At 30.5% G+C, this 19098-nt stretch carries 22 protein-coding genes and 1 other RNA gene; 8 read left to right on the forward strand and 15 right to left on the reverse strand.

The features are described 5' to 3' along the window. Positions 1 to 92: 92 nt before the first annotated feature. From gcvT to AC1XJX_RS09840, 4 genes are all read left to right on the forward strand, one after another. Complete coding sequence (gcvT, locus tag AC1XJX_RS09825; RefSeq protein WP_482003805.1) at positions 93 to 1184, forward strand: glycine cleavage system aminomethyltransferase GcvT; 1092 nt, start codon at positions 93 to 95, stop codon at positions 1182 to 1184. A 173-nt stretch (positions 1185 to 1357) separates the two neighbouring features. Continuing rightward, on the forward strand, positions 1358 to 2188 hold the full coding sequence (locus tag AC1XJX_RS09830; protein ID WP_482003806.1) for a sugar nucleotide-binding protein: 831 nt from the start codon (positions 1358 to 1360) through the stop codon (positions 2186 to 2188). Between the two features lie 52 nt (positions 2189 to 2240). Further along, positions 2241 to 2534 carry a 4a-hydroxytetrahydrobiopterin dehydratase gene (locus AC1XJX_RS09835; protein ID WP_482003807.1) on the forward strand — a complete coding sequence of 98 codons (294 nt, stop codon included), beginning with the start codon at positions 2241 to 2243 and terminating at the stop codon, positions 2532 to 2534. A gap of 84 nt (positions 2535 to 2618) precedes the next feature. Then, on the forward strand, positions 2619 to 3338 hold the full coding sequence (locus tag AC1XJX_RS09840) for a YebC/PmpR family DNA-binding transcriptional regulator (RefSeq protein ID WP_482003808.1): 720 nt from the start codon (positions 2619 to 2621) through the stop codon (positions 3336 to 3338). Between the two features lie 35 nt (positions 3339 to 3373). On the opposite strand, the gene AC1XJX_RS09845 is transcribed toward AC1XJX_RS09840, so the two are convergent. Next, positions 3374 to 4111: an NYN domain-containing protein gene (locus AC1XJX_RS09845; RefSeq protein WP_482003809.1), complete on the reverse strand. Its 738-nt coding sequence runs from the start codon at positions 4109 to 4111 to the stop codon at positions 3374 to 3376. 161 nt (positions 4112 to 4272) lie between these two features. Between AC1XJX_RS09845 and AC1XJX_RS09850 the strand changes: the two genes are divergently transcribed. Beyond that, positions 4273 to 6864 (forward strand): zinc-dependent metalloprotease, encoded by a 2592-nt coding sequence (locus AC1XJX_RS09850; RefSeq protein ID WP_482003810.1) that lies wholly within the window; start codon positions 4273 to 4275, stop codon positions 6862 to 6864. 90 nt (positions 6865 to 6954) lie between these two features. Here AC1XJX_RS09850 and AC1XJX_RS09855 read toward each other — a convergent pair whose 3' ends face one another. From AC1XJX_RS09855 to AC1XJX_RS09885, 7 genes are read right to left on the reverse strand one after another with little or no spacing between them, the layout of a single operon-like run. Continuing rightward, positions 6955 to 7503 (reverse strand): 1-acyl-sn-glycerol-3-phosphate acyltransferase, encoded by a 549-nt coding sequence (locus AC1XJX_RS09855; RefSeq protein WP_482003811.1) that lies wholly within the window; start codon positions 7501 to 7503, stop codon positions 6955 to 6957. A 1-nt stretch (position 7504) separates the two neighbouring features. Next, the gene (locus AC1XJX_RS09860; protein ID WP_482003812.1) at positions 7505 to 8587 is read right to left on the reverse strand and encodes an iron-containing alcohol dehydrogenase family protein; all 1083 of its coding nucleotides are present in this window, start codon (positions 8585 to 8587) and stop codon (positions 7505 to 7507) included. Between the two features lie 41 nt (positions 8588 to 8628). After that, complete coding sequence (locus tag AC1XJX_RS09865; RefSeq protein WP_482003813.1) at positions 8629 to 9333, reverse strand: HAD family hydrolase; 705 nt, start codon at positions 9331 to 9333, stop codon at positions 8629 to 8631. Continuing rightward, a complete protein-coding gene (kdsB, locus tag AC1XJX_RS09870) occupies positions 9324 to 10052 on the reverse strand; it encodes a 3-deoxy-manno-octulosonate cytidylyltransferase (RefSeq protein ID WP_482003814.1) in 729 nt (242 codons plus the stop codon). Before kdsB ends, AC1XJX_RS09865 begins: the two co-directional genes overlap by 10 nt. Positions 10053 to 10069: 17 nt before the next feature. Continuing rightward, on the reverse strand, positions 10070 to 10702 hold the full coding sequence (locus tag AC1XJX_RS09875) for a hypothetical protein (protein WP_482003815.1): 633 nt from the start codon (positions 10700 to 10702) through the stop codon (positions 10070 to 10072). Between the two features lie 33 nt (positions 10703 to 10735). Next, positions 10736 to 11305 carry a DUF4126 domain-containing protein gene (locus AC1XJX_RS09880; protein WP_482003816.1) on the reverse strand — a complete coding sequence of 190 codons (570 nt, stop codon included), beginning with the start codon at positions 11303 to 11305 and terminating at the stop codon, positions 10736 to 10738. 19 nt (positions 11306 to 11324) lie between these two features. After that, complete coding sequence (locus AC1XJX_RS09885; protein ID WP_482003817.1) at positions 11325 to 12749, reverse strand: ATP-dependent DNA helicase; 1425 nt, start codon at positions 12747 to 12749, stop codon at positions 11325 to 11327. A 129-nt stretch (positions 12750 to 12878) separates the two neighbouring features. On the opposite strand from AC1XJX_RS09885, the gene AC1XJX_RS09890 reads away from it, so the two are divergent. Genes AC1XJX_RS09890 through AC1XJX_RS09900 form a run of 3 tightly spaced genes read left to right on the forward strand, consistent with a single transcriptional unit; the run spans position 12879 to position 14960 of the window. Further along, positions 12879 to 13613 (forward strand): hypothetical protein, encoded by a 735-nt coding sequence (locus tag AC1XJX_RS09890; protein ID WP_482003818.1) that lies wholly within the window; start codon positions 12879 to 12881, stop codon positions 13611 to 13613. Then, complete coding sequence (locus tag AC1XJX_RS09895; protein WP_482003819.1) at positions 13561 to 14418, forward strand: DUF3822 family protein; 858 nt, start codon at positions 13561 to 13563, stop codon at positions 14416 to 14418. Before AC1XJX_RS09890 ends, AC1XJX_RS09895 begins: the two co-directional genes overlap by 53 nt. Beyond that, the gene (locus AC1XJX_RS09900) at positions 14418 to 14960 is read left to right on the forward strand and encodes an RsmD family RNA methyltransferase (protein WP_482003820.1); all 543 of its coding nucleotides are present in this window, start codon (positions 14418 to 14420) and stop codon (positions 14958 to 14960) included. The genes AC1XJX_RS09895 and AC1XJX_RS09900 overlap by 1 nt, the downstream gene beginning before the upstream one ends. Before the next feature lie 34 nt (positions 14961 to 14994). Here the strand turns inward: AC1XJX_RS09900 and rnpB are convergent. From rnpB to AC1XJX_RS09935, 7 genes are all read right to left on the reverse strand, one after another. Next, positions 14995 to 15312: RNase P RNA component class A (rnpB, locus tag AC1XJX_RS09905), an RNA gene on the reverse strand. 257 nt (positions 15313 to 15569) lie between these two features. Further along, positions 15570 to 15974: a hypothetical protein gene (locus tag AC1XJX_RS09910; RefSeq protein ID WP_482003821.1), complete on the reverse strand. Its 405-nt coding sequence runs from the start codon at positions 15972 to 15974 to the stop codon at positions 15570 to 15572. A gap of 452 nt (positions 15975 to 16426) precedes the next feature. Next, positions 16427 to 16867, reverse strand: a complete 441-nt coding sequence (locus AC1XJX_RS09915; protein WP_482003822.1) for a DUF1801 domain-containing protein — start codon at positions 16865 to 16867, stop codon at positions 16427 to 16429. Further along, positions 16864 to 17247 (reverse strand): VOC family protein, encoded by a 384-nt coding sequence (locus AC1XJX_RS09920; protein ID WP_482003823.1) that lies wholly within the window; start codon positions 17245 to 17247, stop codon positions 16864 to 16866. Before AC1XJX_RS09920 ends, AC1XJX_RS09915 begins: the two co-directional genes overlap by 4 nt. Before the next feature lie 167 nt (positions 17248 to 17414). Continuing rightward, a complete protein-coding gene (locus AC1XJX_RS09925; protein ID WP_482003824.1) occupies positions 17415 to 18101 on the reverse strand; it encodes a hypothetical protein in 687 nt (228 codons plus the stop codon). Between the two features lies 1 nt (position 18102). Further along, positions 18103 to 18612, reverse strand: coding sequence for an RNA polymerase sigma factor (locus AC1XJX_RS09930; protein WP_482003825.1), 510 nt, complete (start codon positions 18610 to 18612; stop codon positions 18103 to 18105). Next, positions 18599 to 18790, reverse strand: a complete 192-nt coding sequence (locus AC1XJX_RS09935; protein ID WP_482003826.1) for a hypothetical protein — start codon at positions 18788 to 18790, stop codon at positions 18599 to 18601. The genes AC1XJX_RS09930 and AC1XJX_RS09935 overlap by 14 nt, the downstream gene beginning before the upstream one ends. Positions 18791 to 19098 lie beyond the last annotated feature (308 nt).

Raw genomic sequence — 19098 nt, forward strand, 5'->3', positions numbered from 1 at the left:
CTTAAATTTAACATACGTTTTAAACTTTCGCCGAAAGCGATATCTATAAAATTTCAATACATTTGCGAAATAAAAAATTAAAGTAAAAATTGATGAAAAATACAGCCTTATATCAAACTCACGAAGCGCTTGGAGCTAAAATAGTGCCTTTTGCAGGTTTTAATATGCCTGTACAATATGAAGGTGTTAATATAGAACACGAAACTGTTAGAGATAGTGTTGGTGTATTTGATGTGTCCCATATGGGTGAATTTTTAATTGAAGGTGAGTTTGCTTTAGATTTGATACAAAAAGTAACAAGTAATGATGCTTCTAAACTTACTATTGGAAAGGCGCAATATAGTTGCTTACCTAATGATGATGGAGGAATTGTAGACGATTTAATTGTTTATCGAATAAAAGAAGATATATATTTACTAGTTGTTAATGCGAGTAATATTGATAAAGATTGGAATTGGATAACATCTAAAAATGATGTTGGTGCTACGATGCGTAACTTGAGTGATGATTATTCTTTACTTGCTATTCAAGGCCCAAAAGCTATCGAGGCTATGCAAAGTTTAACGAGTCATGATTTATCATCCATAAACTTTTACAATTTTGTAGTTGGCGATTTCGCTGGTATCGAGAATGTCATTATATCGGCTACAGGATATACAGGAAGTGGTGGTTTTGAAATTTATTGCAAAAACAACGAAGTAAAACAGATTTGGGATAAAGTTTTTGAAGCTGGATCTAACTTTGGTATTAAACCAATTGGTTTAGCTGCGCGTGATACTTTGCGATTAGAAATGGGTTATTGTCTATATGGAAATGATATTGATGATACTACTTCACCAATTGAAGCTGGTTTAGGATGGATTACAAAATTCACTAAAAAATTCAATAATTCTGAAGCCTTAAAAGCTGAAAAAGACCAAGGTCCAAAACGTAAACTTATCGCCTTTGAACTTGATGAAAGAGGTGTTCCGCGTCATGATTATGATATTGTTGATGATAACGGACAAAAAATTGGCATAGTAACTTCAGGAACTATGAGTCCCTCTCTTGGAAAAGGTATCGGAATGGGTTATGTACCAACTAGTTTTTCTGAAATAGGTAGCAAAATAAATATCCAGATTAGGAAAAATGCAATTCCTGCTACTGTTGTAAAACTACCTTTTTACAAAAACATATATGCCTGATTTTAAAGTAATTATAGAATCCATTTATAACGAAGTCATAAAGTCTAAAGATATTGGGGGCATTAAGTTTAATTTCTTTATTAACAAATATTAATAGTGATAATTTTATTTAATGAATTAACGTTTATCATTAATGTGCTCTATTTTTAAATATTGATGCTATTTTTTTAATAATGAATAAGGAAATTAAGCATAGTATTTTAATTTTAGGTGCCAGTGGCTTTTTAGGAGGTAACATTTATAAAGAGCTATGCTCCTATTTTAAAACTTTTGGAACTTATAATATTAACAACAGACAATTAGAAAAGAACAAACATTTTTTTCAGTATAATTTTGAAGAAGATGATATTTTTGAAATACTAAACATAGTAAAACCTTCAATTATAATTTCTGCACTTCGAGGCGATTTTTCTAAGCAAGTCTTATTACATCAACATTTATCTGAATATATTCTTATAAACAACACCAAACTTCTTTATTTGTCATCTGCAAATGTGTTTGACGCTTACAGTAAATATCCAAGTTACGAGCAAGATAAAACTTATAGCAATAGTGTTTACGGGCATTTTAAAATAAAAATTGAAAATATATTATTGCGCTTACCTAAAAAACAAGTTGTAATTTTAAGATTACCAATGGTTTTTGGTTCTCAATCACCAAGAATATCAGAAATTATTCAAAATATAAAAGAAAACATACCAATAGAAATTTTTCCTAATTTAATAATGAATGCTACTACTGATAGTAAAATTACACAACAAATTCATTACATTATAAATAGAAACAAATCGGGTATTTATCATTTAGGAAGTAGTGATTTAGTGCATCATGATGATTTTATTAAGGATATTATTAAAACATTGAACTTAGAATCCAAGGCTTTATACAAACAAGTTTATACCACAAATGATGATAGATATTTAGCCGTTTTGCCAAAATACAATCTGTTACCTAAAAATCTAAATTTATTAAGTCAAGAGATTTTAACTGAACTAAAAATATAATTGATTTTAAAACTTTAAATTACCTAAATTGTAAAAAATTAACATGTAAAATATGAGCAAATTATCTGAACAAGACATAGAAAAAAAACTTTTAAATTTTCCAGATTGGGAATATTATGACAATGCGCTTCATGCTGAATTTGAGTTTGACAACTTTAAAGATTGTTTTAGCGCAATGAGTAGAATAGCTTTTGAGTGTGAAGCTTTAAATCATCATCCAAATTGGTCTAATGTATATAATGTATTAACTATATCGCTATCAACTCATGATACTAATGGTGTTACAGATAAAGATTTTAAACTTGCTGAAGCTATAGAAAACATAGTTGAACCAGATGAAGAATAATTTGTAATTTTAAGATAGGTTGTTAACTTTGTTTTTTTTAAAATCATAGAATTTTCTTAAAAAAACATATTAAATAATAGAATTATGGGAAGAGCTTTTGAATTTAGAAAAGCAAGAAAAATGAAACGATGGTCTGCCATGAGTAAAGCTTTTACTCGAATTGGCAAGGACATTGTAATGGCCGTTAAAGAAGGTGGTCCAGATCCTGATAGTAACTCACGCTTAAGAGCTGTAATACAGAATGCTAAGGCTGTAAATATGCCAAAAGATAACGTAGAGCGCGCCATAAAAAAAGCAAGTGAAAAAGGGCAAGGCGATTATAAAGAAGTTATTTTTGAAGGATATGCTTCTCACGGAATAGCTGTTTTAGTAGAAACTGCAACAGATAATAATACCAGAACAGTGGCCAATGTACGAAGCTATTTTAATAAATGTGATGGTAGTTTAGGAACCTCAGGATCTGTTGTTTTTATGTTTGATCATACTTGTAATTTTAGAATAAATGCTGAAGGTTTAGACCCAGAAGAATTAGAGCTAGAATTTATTGATTACGGTGCTGAAGAAGTTTTTGCTGATGAAGATGGCATATTGATTTACGCTCCTTTTGAAAGTTTTGGAGCCATTCAATCAGAATTAGAAGCTAGACATATAGAGATTTTATCATCAGGTTTTGAGCGTATACCTCAAGTAACTAAAAAACTAACAACTGAACAAATTTTAGATGTTGAAAAGCTTTTAGAAAAACTTGACGACGATGACGATGTGCAAAACGTTTATCATACAATGGAAGAATCGGAAGAATAAAAAAAGAGCTATAAAGCTCTTTTTTTATGATATAATTAATCTTTATTCTTTACATAGATTAACTTGAACCTAGCATTAGGTTGATCGCGTTGTTCCATTAAAAATTGAGGAAGCGATTTAAAAAGAGGTGTTAATTTTTGAAAACCAAAATTACGAGAATCAAAATTTGGTTGTTTCTTTATTATTAAAGAACCAACATCACCTAAAAAAGCCCAGCCATCATCATCGGCAGCATCATCAACAGAATTTTGAAGCAGTTTAATTACTTTAGGAGTAATATTATAGAGATTTTCCTTTTTAGGTTTTTTTCCTTTTTCATCTTTTTCTAAATCATCATCATTTGCAAGAATTTCTAAATAAATAAATTTATCACAAGCTACTATAAAAGGATTAGGTGTTTTCTTCTCTCCCATTCCGTAAACAACCATACCAGCCTCACGTAAACGCGTTGCTAATTTAGTAAAGTCGCTATCAGAGGATACTAAACAAAAACCATTTACTTTCTCAGAATATAGAATATCCATTGCATCAATAATCATAGCAGAATCAGTAGCATTTTTACCAGTAGTGTAACCATATTGTTGTATTGGTGTTATGGCATTTTCGAGTAAAATATGTTTCCATTTGGATAAGTGAGGTTTTGTCCAATCACCATATATTCTTTTAATAGTTGGTGTTCCGTATTTTGTTATTTCTTCCATCATTTCAGAAATATACTTTGATGGAATATTATCGCCGTCTATTAATACGGCTATTTTAGTGTCTTTTATCATAATTTATAAAGGTACAGAATATAAATATAACGCTTCGATTCTATGGTTTAGAAGTAATAATTTTAACTTTTTCTTGTGATAAATCATCACTAGTTTATTTTTATTTTTACAAAAGACTATTCAATTAACTAGGGTAATTCCTTAAAAATCAAAAAGAAATTATGACGTTTAAAAAAAACACAATTAGATTTGCTAGTTTTATATTGGCAACGTTTTTTTTATTGGGAGCCAATAATTTAGAAGCTCAAACCACTAAAAAGAAAAGAAAAAAAGATCAAACTGAAGTTACTCCACCTCCGCCAAAAAAGGATAAAGAAAAAACTATTGAAGAACTCATAAAATCTAGCAAAGAAATTGATGGATTATTTAAAATTTATCAAGATACTGTAAACGGTTCTTTACAAATGATTATTAAAGAAGATCAATTAGGGAAAGAATTTATTCATTTTAGTCAAATAGCTGACGGTGTTATGGATGCTGGTGCTTTTAGAGGTGCTTATGGTGGATCAAAAGTTTTTAAAATTGGAAAATATTTTGATAAAATTGAGTTTATAACACAAAACGCTTCTTTTTATTTTGATCCTGAAAGCCCGTTATCAAAATCTAAATCTGCCAATGTTACGGATGGAAATATGGCAAGTTTAAAAATTGAAGCTCACGATAAAAAAAATGGATTGTATTTATTAAAAGTTGATAATTTATTTTTACAAGAAACATTTACACAAATCAAAAGTCCGGGGTTCCCTGGAGAATCACCAATGTCATTTAAATTGGGTGGTTTAAGTAAAGATAAAACTAAAGTAAATTCAATAAATAATTATGAAGCTAATACTGATATTGCTGTAGAATATGTATATTCTACACCTTCCGTTTTAAATGGTGGTTCTGAAGCAGTATCTGATGGACGTAACGTTAGTTTAAAAGTTTATCATAGTCTTATTGCCATGCCAGAAAATGATTATGAAATTAGATTAGATGACCCTAGAGTTGGATATTTTTTAGAACAAGTTAACGACCAAACTTCCACAAGTTCAACACCTTATCGTGATTTAGTTCATAGATGGCATTTGAAGAAAAAAAATCCAGCAGCTGCTATTTCTGAACCTTTAGAACCAATTACTTGGTGGATAGAGAATTCTACACCATTAGAATGGAGAGAAACTATTAAAAATGCTGTTTTACAATGGAATGTTGCTTTTGAAAAAGCTGGTTTTAAAAACGCCATGGTTGTGAAAGTACAGCCTGATGATGCCGATTGGGATGCGGGTGATATTAGATACAATGTTTTAAGATGGACTTCATCTCCTCAACCTCCTTTTGGTGGTTACGGACCAAGTTTTGTTAACCCCAGAACAGGACAAATATTAGGTGCAGATATAATGCTTGAATATGTGCATTTTACAAATAGAGTATTGTATGATAAAGTATATGATTTGGCAACTCTACAAAAACCATTTGAAGCTTCAACATATAACAAAAATGATGTTGCTTATTGTTCTTTAGGTCATGAGTTACACCAAGATCTTATGTTTGCTAGTGCTGTAGCATCTGCAACTGGTGTTTCAGATTTAGAAATGGAACGTGTAAAAAAAGAATCTATGACTGCTTTAATAATGCATGAAGTTGGACATACATTAGGTTTAAATCATAACATGAAAGCAAGCCAATTATATTCGCCAGAGCAATTAGCTGATGCTGATTTTATTCAAGGAAAATGTTTAACAGCATCTGTAATGGATTATGCTACTTTAAATATCACTAGAGACAGAAGTAAACAAGGTCAGTATGACGATGTTGCAGTTGGTCCTTATGATATTTGGGCAATCCAGTTTGGTTATACTCCTTTTAAAAATGAAGATGAGCGTAATACTTTATTAAGCGAATCAACAAAGCCTGAACATATTTTTGGAAATGATGCTGATGATATGCGTTCTCCTGGAAAGGCAATTGACCCAAGAGTGATGACTAATGATCAATCTAGTGATGCTATTACTTATTCTATTGATCGTATTGAGTTATCAAATGATTTAATGAAAACGGCAAAACAGAAATTTGTTAAGGATAACGAATCGTATCAAGAATTACGTCGTGTTTATTATTTACTAAGTTCTCAAAAAGCAGGAGCTGCTAATGTGATTTCAAGATATATTGGTGGTGTTTATGTAGATCGTTCAATGGCTGGACAAGAAGGCGGAACACAACCTTACACTCCAGTAAGTTTAGCTGATCAAAAAAGAGCGATGTTTGCACTAGGTAAGTATGTTTTCTCTCCTGATGCCTTTAATGCTCCAAACGATTTATATAATTACTTAGCTATGCAACGTAGAGGGTATAATTTTAGAACACCCGAAGATCCTAAAATTCATAGTCAAATACTAGCATATCAGACAAATGTATTGAGTCATCTATTACATTATAATACCTTACAAAGAATTACAGACTCTGAATTATATGGCAATCAGTATGATTTATCTACTTTTATGAACGATTTGAATAATGCTATTTTTAAAGCTGATATTTATGGCAATGTGAATTCATTTAGACAAAATTTACAATTGGAGTACACAAATACGCTTATTGAGATGCTTACAGGAAAGCAAAGTGATAGGTTTACACATAACGCTAAGTCTATGGCTTTATATAATTTAAATACTATAAGAAATATGGCTGCTACCTCTGGTAATATTTCCTCTAAAGCGCATAAGCAACATTTAAGAACGTTAATTGACAATGCTTTAAAAGAGATTAAATAGTAAGTAATTTCATCTTACAAAAAAGCTGCTTTATAAAAAAGTAGCTTTTTTGTTATCTCTCTTTTAATTTTCACTCCTAAATAAATAAAATTAAGAATATTCTGGAATTTTACCTTCAACGCCTTTAAAAAATTTATGTAAAATTTTAAAATCATCTTCCATATTATCAGTAGTAAAAAAAGGTTCTGATATCCTATTTTGTTTATTCTTAAAGTCAAAAGTTATCATAATGATAGGAACATTTGCTCGCTTAGCAATATAGTAGAAACCGGTTCGCCATTTATCAACTTTTTTTCTAGTTCCTTCTGGTGATAAAGTAATTCTTAATTCATCTTTTCCATCAAACAACTTGGAAATTTCTATAACAGTATTTTTGTTAGATGATCTATCTATTGGCAAACCTCCTAGTTTTCTAAAAAACCATCCCATAGGAAATACAAATAACTCTTTTTTCCCAATAAAATTGGATTTTAAACCAATTACAGATCTAAGAAGAACACCAATATAGAAATCGTGCCAACTGGTATGAGGCGCAGCTATTATTACTGCTTTTTTTATAGCGGTTTTAGAAAAATCTTTATTCCCTACTATTTTCCAGCCTAAAAGTTTAAAGTATATAAATCTAGATATTTTTTGCATGCTACATTTTTTGGTATAAATGCTTTAACTTGGCAGGAGTTATTATTTTTTTCCAGTTTTTACCTAAAGCATTTTCCCAAAGTGGCTCTAAACTTAAAGCAATTTTAATCATAATATCTAGTTCTGAATCACTTAAATCTGAGCAAATATTTTTAGGTAATTCTATATGATGTTTTGCTTTCATTTGTTTGAAAAATTTAACACCTTCAGGATAAAATTCTTCTAAGTGATCAAAAACAATACAGTTTCCTATGCCATGTTTTGTTCCAAGTAAATAGGACAAACCATAACTCATAGCATGAGCCACACCTACTTGCGAATAAACTATACTCATACCTCCATGCCACGAAGCCATCATGAGTTTTTCCTGAGATTCTTTATCAGATAGTGTGTTATCTAAGAAGATTTCTTTGCATAAACCCAAAGCCATGTTTCCATAACTTTCGCTAAAAGCGTTTAAATAAGTTCCTGATAATGACTCTACACAATGAATATAACAATCCATACCAGTATAAAACCATTGATCTATTGGGACGTCTTTAGTGAGTTCTGAGTCTAAAATAACCTGATCAAAAGGTGTGTAATCTGAATTTATACCAAGCTTTTTTTCTGGACCAGTTAGTACTGTGGTTCTAGAAACTTCTGAACCCGTACCAGATATGGTAGGAATGCCAACATGATAAATGGACGGGTTTTTCACTAAATCCCAACCTTGGTAATCTTTAGCGCTACCAGTATTTGTTAGCATTATAGATACTGCCTTGGCCAAATCTAAAAGCGTCCCACCTCCTATGCCAATTATCCCAGAAGGATTTTCTTTGGAAGTTAATATGATATCTTCAACTAGCGCATCAACTTGTTGTGTTTTTGGTTCTTCTTTGGAAGATATAAAAATAATTCTATCGTTATATGAAAGTTGGATTCTAGAAGTTAACCATACATTATTTTTAAATACATCATCAATTAAAAAAATAAAAGGCGCACTAACACTTAAGCGTTTTGGTGCTAAAACTTCATTTAATTGATTAAAACTACCTCGACCAAAAATAACTCTTGGTACCATTGGAAAGTTCTTGAATTTCATTTAATATTTACTATTTTAAAAAAGTTAAAAATACTATTATTTTAAGGTAATAGATTTAAAATATCTGTTAATCTATTTATGGTCCTATAATTTTTTCCATTAGTTTCTTTTTCAGTTACTTGCTCATGAGCCCAAGTTGTATGAAAAGGTATATGAATGGCATTTGCTTTTATATTCACTAAAGGTAAAACATCAGATTTTAATGAATTTCCTATCATCAAAAACTCTGAAGGCTTAATATCCAGATGGTTTAATAATTTTGAGTAATTGGCTTCCTTTTTATCACTCAACACTTCAATGTGATGAAAATACTTAGTTAATCCTGATTTTTCTAATTTTCGTTCTTGGTCTAATAAATCACCTTTGGTTGCTAATATAAGTCGGTAATTTTGTGATAAACTTTTTAAAACACATTCAACACCATCGAGTAATTCTACAGGTTTATCTAGCATATTTTTACCAATATGTAAAACACCTTCAATAATTTTAGACGACACGTTATAGTTTGATATTTCTAAAGCGGCTTCAACCATTGATAAAGTAAACGCTTTTACACCATATCCATATAAATCAAGATTATCAATCTCTTTCTTGTAAAGCTCTTGATCTATTTTATTAATTGTTTCATAATCTGATAATAATTTACCAAACTCAATTTCAGCATCTCGAAAGTAAGTTTCGTTTACCCAAAGCGTATCATCGGCATCAAAACCAATAACTTTTATATGCTTATAATCTATTTCCATAATTTTTTTGCACGTTCCAAATCTTCAGGAGTATCAATTTCTACACCTTGAACATCTGTTTCAACCATTTTTATACGTTTGCCATATTCTAAATACCTTAACTGCTCTAATTTTTCGCAAGATTCTAAAGGAGACATTGGCAGTTTATAAAAGTCTAAAATAGCTTGTTTTCTAAAAGCATAAACGCCTTTGTGTTTGTAATATTTTATATTAATATTTTGATCTCTCGGATATGGAATTGGACTACGGGAGAAATATAATGCAAAGTTAGATTGATCAATTACAACTTTTACAGTATTAGGATTGTTAATTTCTTCTTGGTCGGTAATATGCACCATTAAAGATGCTAAATCTACTTCTTTATTTGTGTCATTTTTAAAAGCCTCAATTAATTTTCTTAATGATTCACTATCCGTAAAAGGCTCATCACCTTGAACGTTAATAACAATATCAATATCTAAATCTTCAACAGCTTCTGCTATTCTATCACTTCCACAATCATGCTCTTTTTTACTCATGATTGCTTTACCACCTTTATTAACTACTTCATCAAAAATAATTTGACTATCAGTAACAACAAAAACATCATCAAATAAATTTGTTGCAACAGTTGCTTCGTAAGTTCTTATTATAACGGTCTTACCTCCAAGGTCTTGCATCAGTTTTCCAGGAAAGCGACTAGCACTATAGCGTGCAGGTATCATTGATATTATCTTCATATTTAGGTGAGTAATCTTTAATTCATTTCAACAAACCCATTTAATAATTTTTCTATGTTTTTATCATAAGTAGCCATCAAACCTTGGGATGTATAAATAATGATTTGAATAGTACCAGTTGGATTAGAATAATAATAACCTTTATAGCCAAATTTGATACCTGAAATAGTTCCGTTCATTTCTAGCATCAAAACTTTTATACCATTTACGGTTCGATATTCTTCATGATCAATTTTACTGTCTGGTGCAACATCTTGAGCGTTTGAGAGTGCAATATTTCTTAATGATTCTAATGGAATCTCTAGTCTTTCGGTAATGACAGTGCCATATAAATCTTGATTTTTAAGTTGTAATTCATACTCTGCATCATCATTATTATTAGCTTTGTTAAATTTCCACTCTTTAGTATCCAACCATATACCAACATTAAATATTGAGCTTTTTAATAGAAAAGTAGAGGTTTCATCTTTTTTAAATGGGTTAGGGTTTATTGGAATTTCTTTAATTTCAATATCCTTACCATCTATATATTTCCAAGTCCCATCATCATACAAAACAACACGATCTCCATAATCAGTTACAGCGTTAGTTTGTGAAAAAGTTGAAAATGAAATAATAAAAATCAAATAAGAGAAGATATTTTTTTTCATTTTAAGATTATAATTTAGTTTGTAAAAATATAATTATTTATGTTTATTTTTTTTTAACTTTTTATAAAGTCTAAAGATAATTAATAAAATAACGACAACTAAAATTATAGCAAGAATAGGAATGAAAATTGAAATAATAGACATTACAATAGATACGCCAGTTTCTAAAGCTGAAAAAAGTGGGTTTGCTAAACCTGCAGTTGTTGCTGTTGATGCTAATCTAGTAGTACTTGATGTTCCTGCAATTGCTGATGCCGAACCCCCTCCAGCTATAATGGCTAACGTCCAAGTAATTATTGGGCTTAAATCTGATACTGTTGATAACATTACAACTGTTCCTGCTAAGGCGGCTAATGGTAACGTTATACTATCTAATAAATTATCAATATAAGGAATAAAATAAGCAAATATCTCAATAATTGTTGCGATTCCTAAAGTAGTTAATGCTGAAGTGTTACCAATCCATTGCCAAGACTCATTAAGAGCCCATAGATCAAAATACGATGCCAAACTTAACGCAAAGAGAGGCAAAAATACTCGAAAACCAACAGAAGCTGCTAAACCAATACCTAGACAAATACTTATTATAGTTTCAAAAGTCATGTTTAAATATAATCAAAAACTATTCCTCAAAAAAGTCATCATTAAATCCTATGAGGTAAAGTTTATCTTTTGCTCTTGTAATTGCTGTGTATAACCAACGCAAATATTCTTTATCAATACCATTTGGTAAGTATGGTTGTTCTACAAAAACAGTTTGCCATTGGCCTCCTTGTGATTTATGACAGGTTATTGCGTAAGAAAACTTAACTTGTAAAGCGTTAAAATGCTTACTACTCTTTACTTTCAAAAATTTTTTGTAGTTACTTGTCTCGTTTTCGAAGTCTTTCATAACTTCTTGATACAACTTATTAGAGTCTTCATAAGATAAAGATGGAGACTCGGCATCAATCGTATCCAAAAGTAATACCGTTTCAAAAGGTTGCATTTTGGGGTAATCAACCATTCTCACTTTTACTTCGGCAAAACGAAAATCATAAAGTTCTATAATATTAAAAATTTCTAAAACTTCAATAATATCGCCATTAGCAATAAAACCAGCCTCCGTAGTAGGCTTAATCCAGAAATAATTATTCTTTACTACCATTAAAAAATCACCGGTAGTAAGCTCATTTTCGTTAAAAAGTATTCGGTTTCGAATTTGCTGATTGTATAAATTGGCTCGTTTATTACTTCTTACAATTATGGCAGTTTCCTCTTTACCCAAATCGCTATAAGCATCATTAATGGCGTCCATAATTTCTAGACCATCAATTAGCCTAATTATATCTTTAAAATTATTTAAATCAAATTTAAATGAATTATGAATTGAATGGTTTAAAGCTTCTCGTAAAACAGTTGCATTAACAAGAATACCTGAGTTTTGCTCTTGCCTAACTACTTCATCAAGCTCCATTTTAGTAACTTGTTTGTTATAATTTAAACTAAGTGTATCTTCATTTAAAGCAGGACTTAAATCTAATTTTACGGGTGGCAATTGAGCGGTATCACCAATTAAAAGTAATTTACACTGATGACCAGAGTAAACATATTGCATCAAATCATCTAACAACGATCCATTTTCAAATAATTTTGACTCTCCAGGCGTATCAGGTATCATAGAGGCTTCATCTACTATAAAAATGGTGTTTTTATGTTTATTAGGTTGTAGAACAAATTTTACACCACCATTTTTTTCTTTTTTAGGGAAGTAAATTTTTTTATGTATGGTAAAGGCTTCTTTTCCTGAGTAATTTGATATTACTTTTGCTGCTCTACCAGTTGGTGCCATAAGTACGGCACTTTTTTTAGCTTTCCACAAATTAGTCACTATTGTACCAACAATAGTAGTTTTTCCTGTTCCTGCATATCCTTTAAGTAAGTAGAGCGCATTATTTTCTTTACTAAAAATAAATTCAGAAAGTTGATGTAAAACAATATTTTGTTTTACGGTTGGTTGAAACGGAAACTGTTGTTTTATAAGTGAATAGAATTCGGATGCGGTCATTAAATAAAGTACCTTTTTAAAAATTATTCAAAGATAGAAATGATTTTTACTCTCATAGGTTTTTACGATTAAAAAAAAATTGTAGATTTGCTAAATACCTTTAATAACTTTTTAATTCAAAAACATACTATGTTAACATTTATTCTTATTGCAGTTGCAGTGATATTAGTTACAATTGGCCTAGTAAAGCTGGTTGACAAATTTATACCTTCTAAGTTTAAACCCATTTTAAACATAGTCCTTTGGTTATTAATTGCTTTCTTAGGTTACCAGACTTATTTGTCTATTTATGAGCCAATTCAATTTAATAAAGTAAAAAACAAGCGCTACGCAGAGGTTATTAAGAGTTTAATTGATATTAGAGATGCGCAATTAGCCCATAAACAAGTAACTGGTAAGTTCACAGACAACTTTGATAATTTAGTGAAGTTTCTTGATACTGCAGAATTTACTATTACGCAAAGACGTGATTCTACGATTCCCGATGTAGAAGCTACTAAGCGTTTTGGAGTAGATATGGTAAAAGAAATTACTGTGATTGACACATTAGGGTTTGTATCTATAAAAGATTCTTTATTCAAAAACTCAAGTCGTTATAAAACAATGATGAACGTTCCTAATACATCAGGTGAGAAATTTAAAATGCAAGCTGGATTTTTAGAACAAAATAATATTAAGATACCCGTTTTTGAAGCATCGGTTTTAAAAAATGTAATTTTAGCTGATCAAAATAAGGATCTTTTGACACAAGAAAATCAAGTAGTATCAGTTGACGGTGTAAACGGTGATAAATTAAAAGTAGGCTCTATGGATGAAGTTAACACTAACGGAAACTGGCCTAAAACATATGGCTCTGCAGAATAAATATTCTAATAAATTAACTAAACTAAAATTGTCCATTCAAACAAGTTTGAGTGGACTTTCTTTTTGTATTCTAAATTCAGAAACAAATACTATTACATATTTAAAAGATATTAATTTTGAAAAAAAATTAAATCACTTAGAGTTATTAGATGTTTTAAAAAAGCATTTTGAAACTGATTCTGACCTTAACAATAATTTTGAGGAAGTTATCATTATTCATGATAACCAATTATCTGCATTAGTACCAAAACCACTATTTAACGAAGATTGCTTAGCTGATTATTTAAAATTTAGTTCTAAAATCCTTAAATCAGATTTTATAGCATATGATGAACTTTTAATAAATGATAGCGTTAATGTTTATGTGCCCTATATAAACATAAACAACTTTATTTATGACATCTTTGGTGACTTTACATACAAACACCTATCAAGTGTTTTAATATCAAATATCTTACAAATAGAAAAACATTCAGAAACTGTTAAAGCTCACGTAAATATAAGTAAACATCAATTTGAACTTATCATTACAGAGAAAGCTAAATTAGTACTGTATAATACCTTTAAGCATAACACTAAAGAAGATTTTATATATTTCCTTTTATTCACTCTTGAGCAATTAAACTTAAACCCAGAAACACTTAATTTAGTTTTTATAGGAGATGTAAATAAGGATGATCAAATCTATAATATAGCTTATAAATACATACGAAATATCAGTTTTGGTAATAGGCACGATACTTACAAATACATCAATATACCCAAAACAGCATATTCAAACTTTACTTTAATAAATAGCTTTTAATGCGCATAATATCAGGATTATACAAAAGTAGAAAAATTGTAGCCCCTAAAAACTTACCCGTTAGGCCAACTACTGATATGGCTAAAGAATCTCTTTTCAACATCATCAATAACACATATTATTTTGATGATATTTCGGTATTAGATTTATTTGCAGGTACAGGCAATATAAGTTACGAATTTGCATCAAGAGGCACTGAAAAAATTACATGTGTAGATCAAGATTTTGGATGTGTAAAATTTATAAACCAAACTTCAGAAGCTTTCGAGATGCCTATAGATATCATAAAAAGCGATGTATTTAAGTATCTAGAAAAAGCAACCCAACAAGCCAATATTATTTTTGCCGATCCGCCTTACGATTTCTCTGACACGCTTTTTGCTAAAATTCCAGAATTAGTATTTCAAAACAATCTGCTGTTGCCAGATGGTCTTTTAATCATAGAGCACTCAAAGCACACCAATTTATCCGCACTACCCTATTACGACTATTCAAAAAGTTATGGCGGTAATATGTTTAGTTTCTTTAAAAATATGCCTTAAAAACAAAGCTCTTTGCTTTAACAAAGAGCCTGTTTAAATAAGTAAATCTATAAGCCGAATTCTGTACTCTTTCTTAAAAAAGAAAAAGCCCTTATCATTTATCTCAGTACATTGTTACCAATACACTTTAGCTGCCTACCCTCCAACAATCGAGCGTGCAGCCCTCAAACGTTGGTATACATGGCATTGCACCACATAGAGTTTACCTGGTTTCACTACAGCATGACCTGTACATACTTTCTGTTGCACTTTTCCTAACCTCACGGCTGGTGGTTATTAGCCACTATGTTGCACTACGGTGTTCGGACTTTCCTCCCGAAGCTAAACTTCGAGCGATAAGGCGTTTTACTTACCGCAAAGTTACAACAAACAAAAACTAAAAACATAGTTTATTTTAATATTTGGGCGTTACCCTTTGGGTCAGGCTTTCACTACTTGCTACCTCCTTGCGTCGGCGAGCTCAAACAAACGGTTCAATCCTTAACGCAAGTGATTGATATACTGTTATTTAAATAGAATGGTTATTTGGTTTTAGAATGGTTCGTTTAACGGTTTTCGGAGTACGAAACCTCGCTTTTGGGGTAGGTGCTGTTTTAGCCAATGGTTATTCTAATCATTTTCATTTTTTTTGATTTTATAAAATCTCAATCCTAAACCTACGCCTATGTGCCATTTTCCGTTGTCTGTATTTGTTTTTGTATTGTAATACAAGGGTAATTGAAATGACCAAATTTTGTAACTATAAGTGAAACCTAATCCAAGATTTGGTGTAATTAAGCTGTTTTTTGTAAGACCATTATCTTCTCTAATACGAAGTGAAGGCAGCATTCCAATAGCAAATTTTGACTCCTTGAATGAATAATTTATGTTTGGCCCTGTAAAGTTGATGAAAGCACCATTATCAACATATCCTGCAATTATGTATCCATCAAATGCTGAGAATTTTACTTTTTCTGATTGAGAATAGCATTTTAAAGAGAATAAAAAAAGTATAGTTAAAATGTAAATCTTCATTATGCTGTGATTTTTATTTAAATTTATTTCTACACCTACTCACTAAGATTTTCGGTTATCTCCTTTGAAATGTATGGTCATTTTTGCTTGTCGGTATTTTGTCCTATAATTGGCTGCCTTGTTGTATATGGTTTGTTGCTTGTTTAAGCACCTAATTTAGCAAATACAAACGAAATAAAAAAAAATTCGAGAGGATTTTCGTAAGTAGGCTAGAACTAGCAATAAATCATATACGGTGTTATGTGCAGTCGTTTTCACGATTTTTAATGGTATCCAAACTTCTTCTTTAGTGTTTTCATCGGTTGGATTGTATTTTGCTCCCAAGAATTCAAAATGTTCTCTTTGGTCTAATTCATAATCAGAATTTGGCGATTTCCAAAAAAATGCTCGAACCTTCCTGTTAGCAATGACTTGCGCTATTTTTTATATACATTTTTGTTGTGCATTCGGCTTTATTTTTTCTTGATTTTCGATATAGTCTTTCCGATAGATTTTGTCGGTTTGTCCATGTCTTTTATTGCAAAGTCAATCGCTTCTTGAATTAATGCAGTCACTTTGGGGTTTCTGTAGTCATTTGGTTTTTTCACATCAATGTGTCTTATTAATTTTCCTGTTCCGGTCAACAATTGGTTAGGGTCTTTTAGAAGTGTTCCTTTGTTAAATCCCAAATTGAAGTGATTCGTGTAAATTGGCAACATACAAAATGCGTCCGATAGCTTTTCAGAGATTGAAAAAACTGCTGTCAATGCGTGCGTATGATAGAGAAGTTCGTTACAGACAGGATATAACTCCAAAATATATTGTCGCAAATCGATAAACAACTCTATTACTTCTTGGTCTTTTAAGTCCAAAAAGAATTGGAAGTCTGGATGAATTGGGCGTGAATTTTTCATCTTGCTGAATTGTCGTATTGCATTCCACAAATCAAGTTCCCTTCGGTATCTAAAAACTTGGCAATCCAACCAACATATGGAATAAGTGTTTTTGGCATTAATATTTTTCCGCCATTGTTTTTTACCTTTTCGATTATATCGTCAATATTTTCAACTCCAATAGAGCATTCCAAGCCAATTATTTTTTCGGGAACTGGTGAATATTTTCTTGATTGCAAAGCTCCAATTAATTCTCCGTTTTCGGTCTTATCGGCTTTGATTTGCAAAAAGTCGTTTTGACCATAAGAATTGAAACCCCAATCAAAAACTCCATCATAAAAACTCTTTGCTCTTTCAATGTCGTCAATGTGAATGGCAAAATGTGTCAATTTGTTTTTCATATCCTTGATTTTAATTATTAATGTGTCGTTTTTTTAGCTGACGCACAACGGTTAGTATATGAAAAGTAGGCGATTTCGAAGCACAAATCTTTCGGATAAGAACAAAGTTTGATACGAGCCAAAAACCTTGAATTTATTAGTATTTCGCCTATCTTTTAGATACATTGTTATGTGCTGGCTTTTTTTATTAAACCATTTTCCTTTTCAAATTCTTCTATTTCTCTGTAGAATTCAATGGCTTTTTCAACGGATTTTCCGCCCGAACCTGCTATTAAATTTCTAAACCATTTTTTATTTAAGTTTTCGGGTTGGTGATTTTTATACAACCAAAAGGAAAAATAAATAAACCCACTTGTTAGGATTGTCTGAAAGATAATATAAGGTAATCCCACGTTTTGTGGAAACCAATTGTTACTCAAATAAAATGTTGTAAAAAAGGGAAATTGTAAACACATAATTTTGGCGTGGTCAATTATGGAAAGTTGAAGTCTTGATAATTGTTTCTGAATTTCCATTATGCTACCATCGTAATTTATATTTTTTGTCCAAGCAAGTTGTTTAATATAGTCTGCAAACCCTTTTATATTTATCAAAGCGATTGCTGAAACTGAAACAATAAAATAATTACTTGCCGAAGAATAATTTGAAATAGCATAAAACAAGGCATAGCCTAAGATGAGAAGATAAAATACAAAAGCTACTATTCCTGCCGTTTTTAATTTAACCAAGCCGTTTAAAGTAGATTCTGCCTTTCTGCCAATAGTCTCTTTTAAAAGTAATTTATTAATTGTCAATGTTTTTTCTATTTTGACATTTTGCTCTTTCCAAATATTTATAAGTTCTATATTTTCCATTTTATTGAATTTTAAGTTGATTGAATTCCTTTTTTAGTATGCTTTTAATTCTGGCAATTTTTGTTGCAATATTGGTTTCTGTAATTCCGATGATTTCTGAAATTTCCTTGTAACTTTTTTCTTCGAGGTATAGTAACATTAGAGCTTTGTTCAAATCATTTAATTCTGAAATTATATGATTCAATAGTCGCAAGTTGGTTTCTTTTTCATCAGATATTTCTTTGTTGGAAAAATCGAAAATATCTGTTGTAATCGGGTTTGAAATCCGTTTTCTAGTGCTCTCTTTCCTGTAGAACGAAATAGCTACATTCAAGGAAATTCGGTATATCCAAGTTGAATATTTAAATTTTTCGTTGTAGCTGTCAAATGATTTCCACAATTGCAAAATAATTTCTTGAACGAGGTCTTTTCTATCTTCAATATTCTGACAATATGAGTTTGCGACTTTAAATAGAATACCTTTGTTGTTCTCGACAATAACAAGAAAATTGGCTGTTCTATTTTTGTCCATCATTCGGTTTGTGAGTTTGAGAACCTAATTTTAATACATAGGTTGTACTGTCTGTCTTTATTGGTGTTTTTGGTTTTGCACTATAATAATTTCTGGTTATCGAAATGCTACATCCTGATGTGAATATTGTAAATGCTGTAACAACAACAATAATTAATCTGATGTTTTTATTTTCCATTTTAGTTCGATTTTATTAAGAAGTATTCGTCTTTTCTTAATTATTCGCACAATGGTTACAAAAATCACACTTTTTTGAAGAAATTTTTTAATAGTGTATAAATCGGCTCTAAATTTTAATGTTTAAGAGAAGAAGTTTGATGGTAATACTGAACTTTTTTCAGCTTTCACATAACTTCAAGATATGAAATCGTTTTAATGTTTTATATAAGTCGTTAAACGAAGTTAGTATTTTTTTTCATAAAGTCAATAAAAACTTACAAGCATTAAAGCGTTATTTTGTTAATAACTAAACATAAATTCAAAGTT

The sequence above is a fragment of the Flaviramulus sp. genome, from assembly GCF_982512915.1.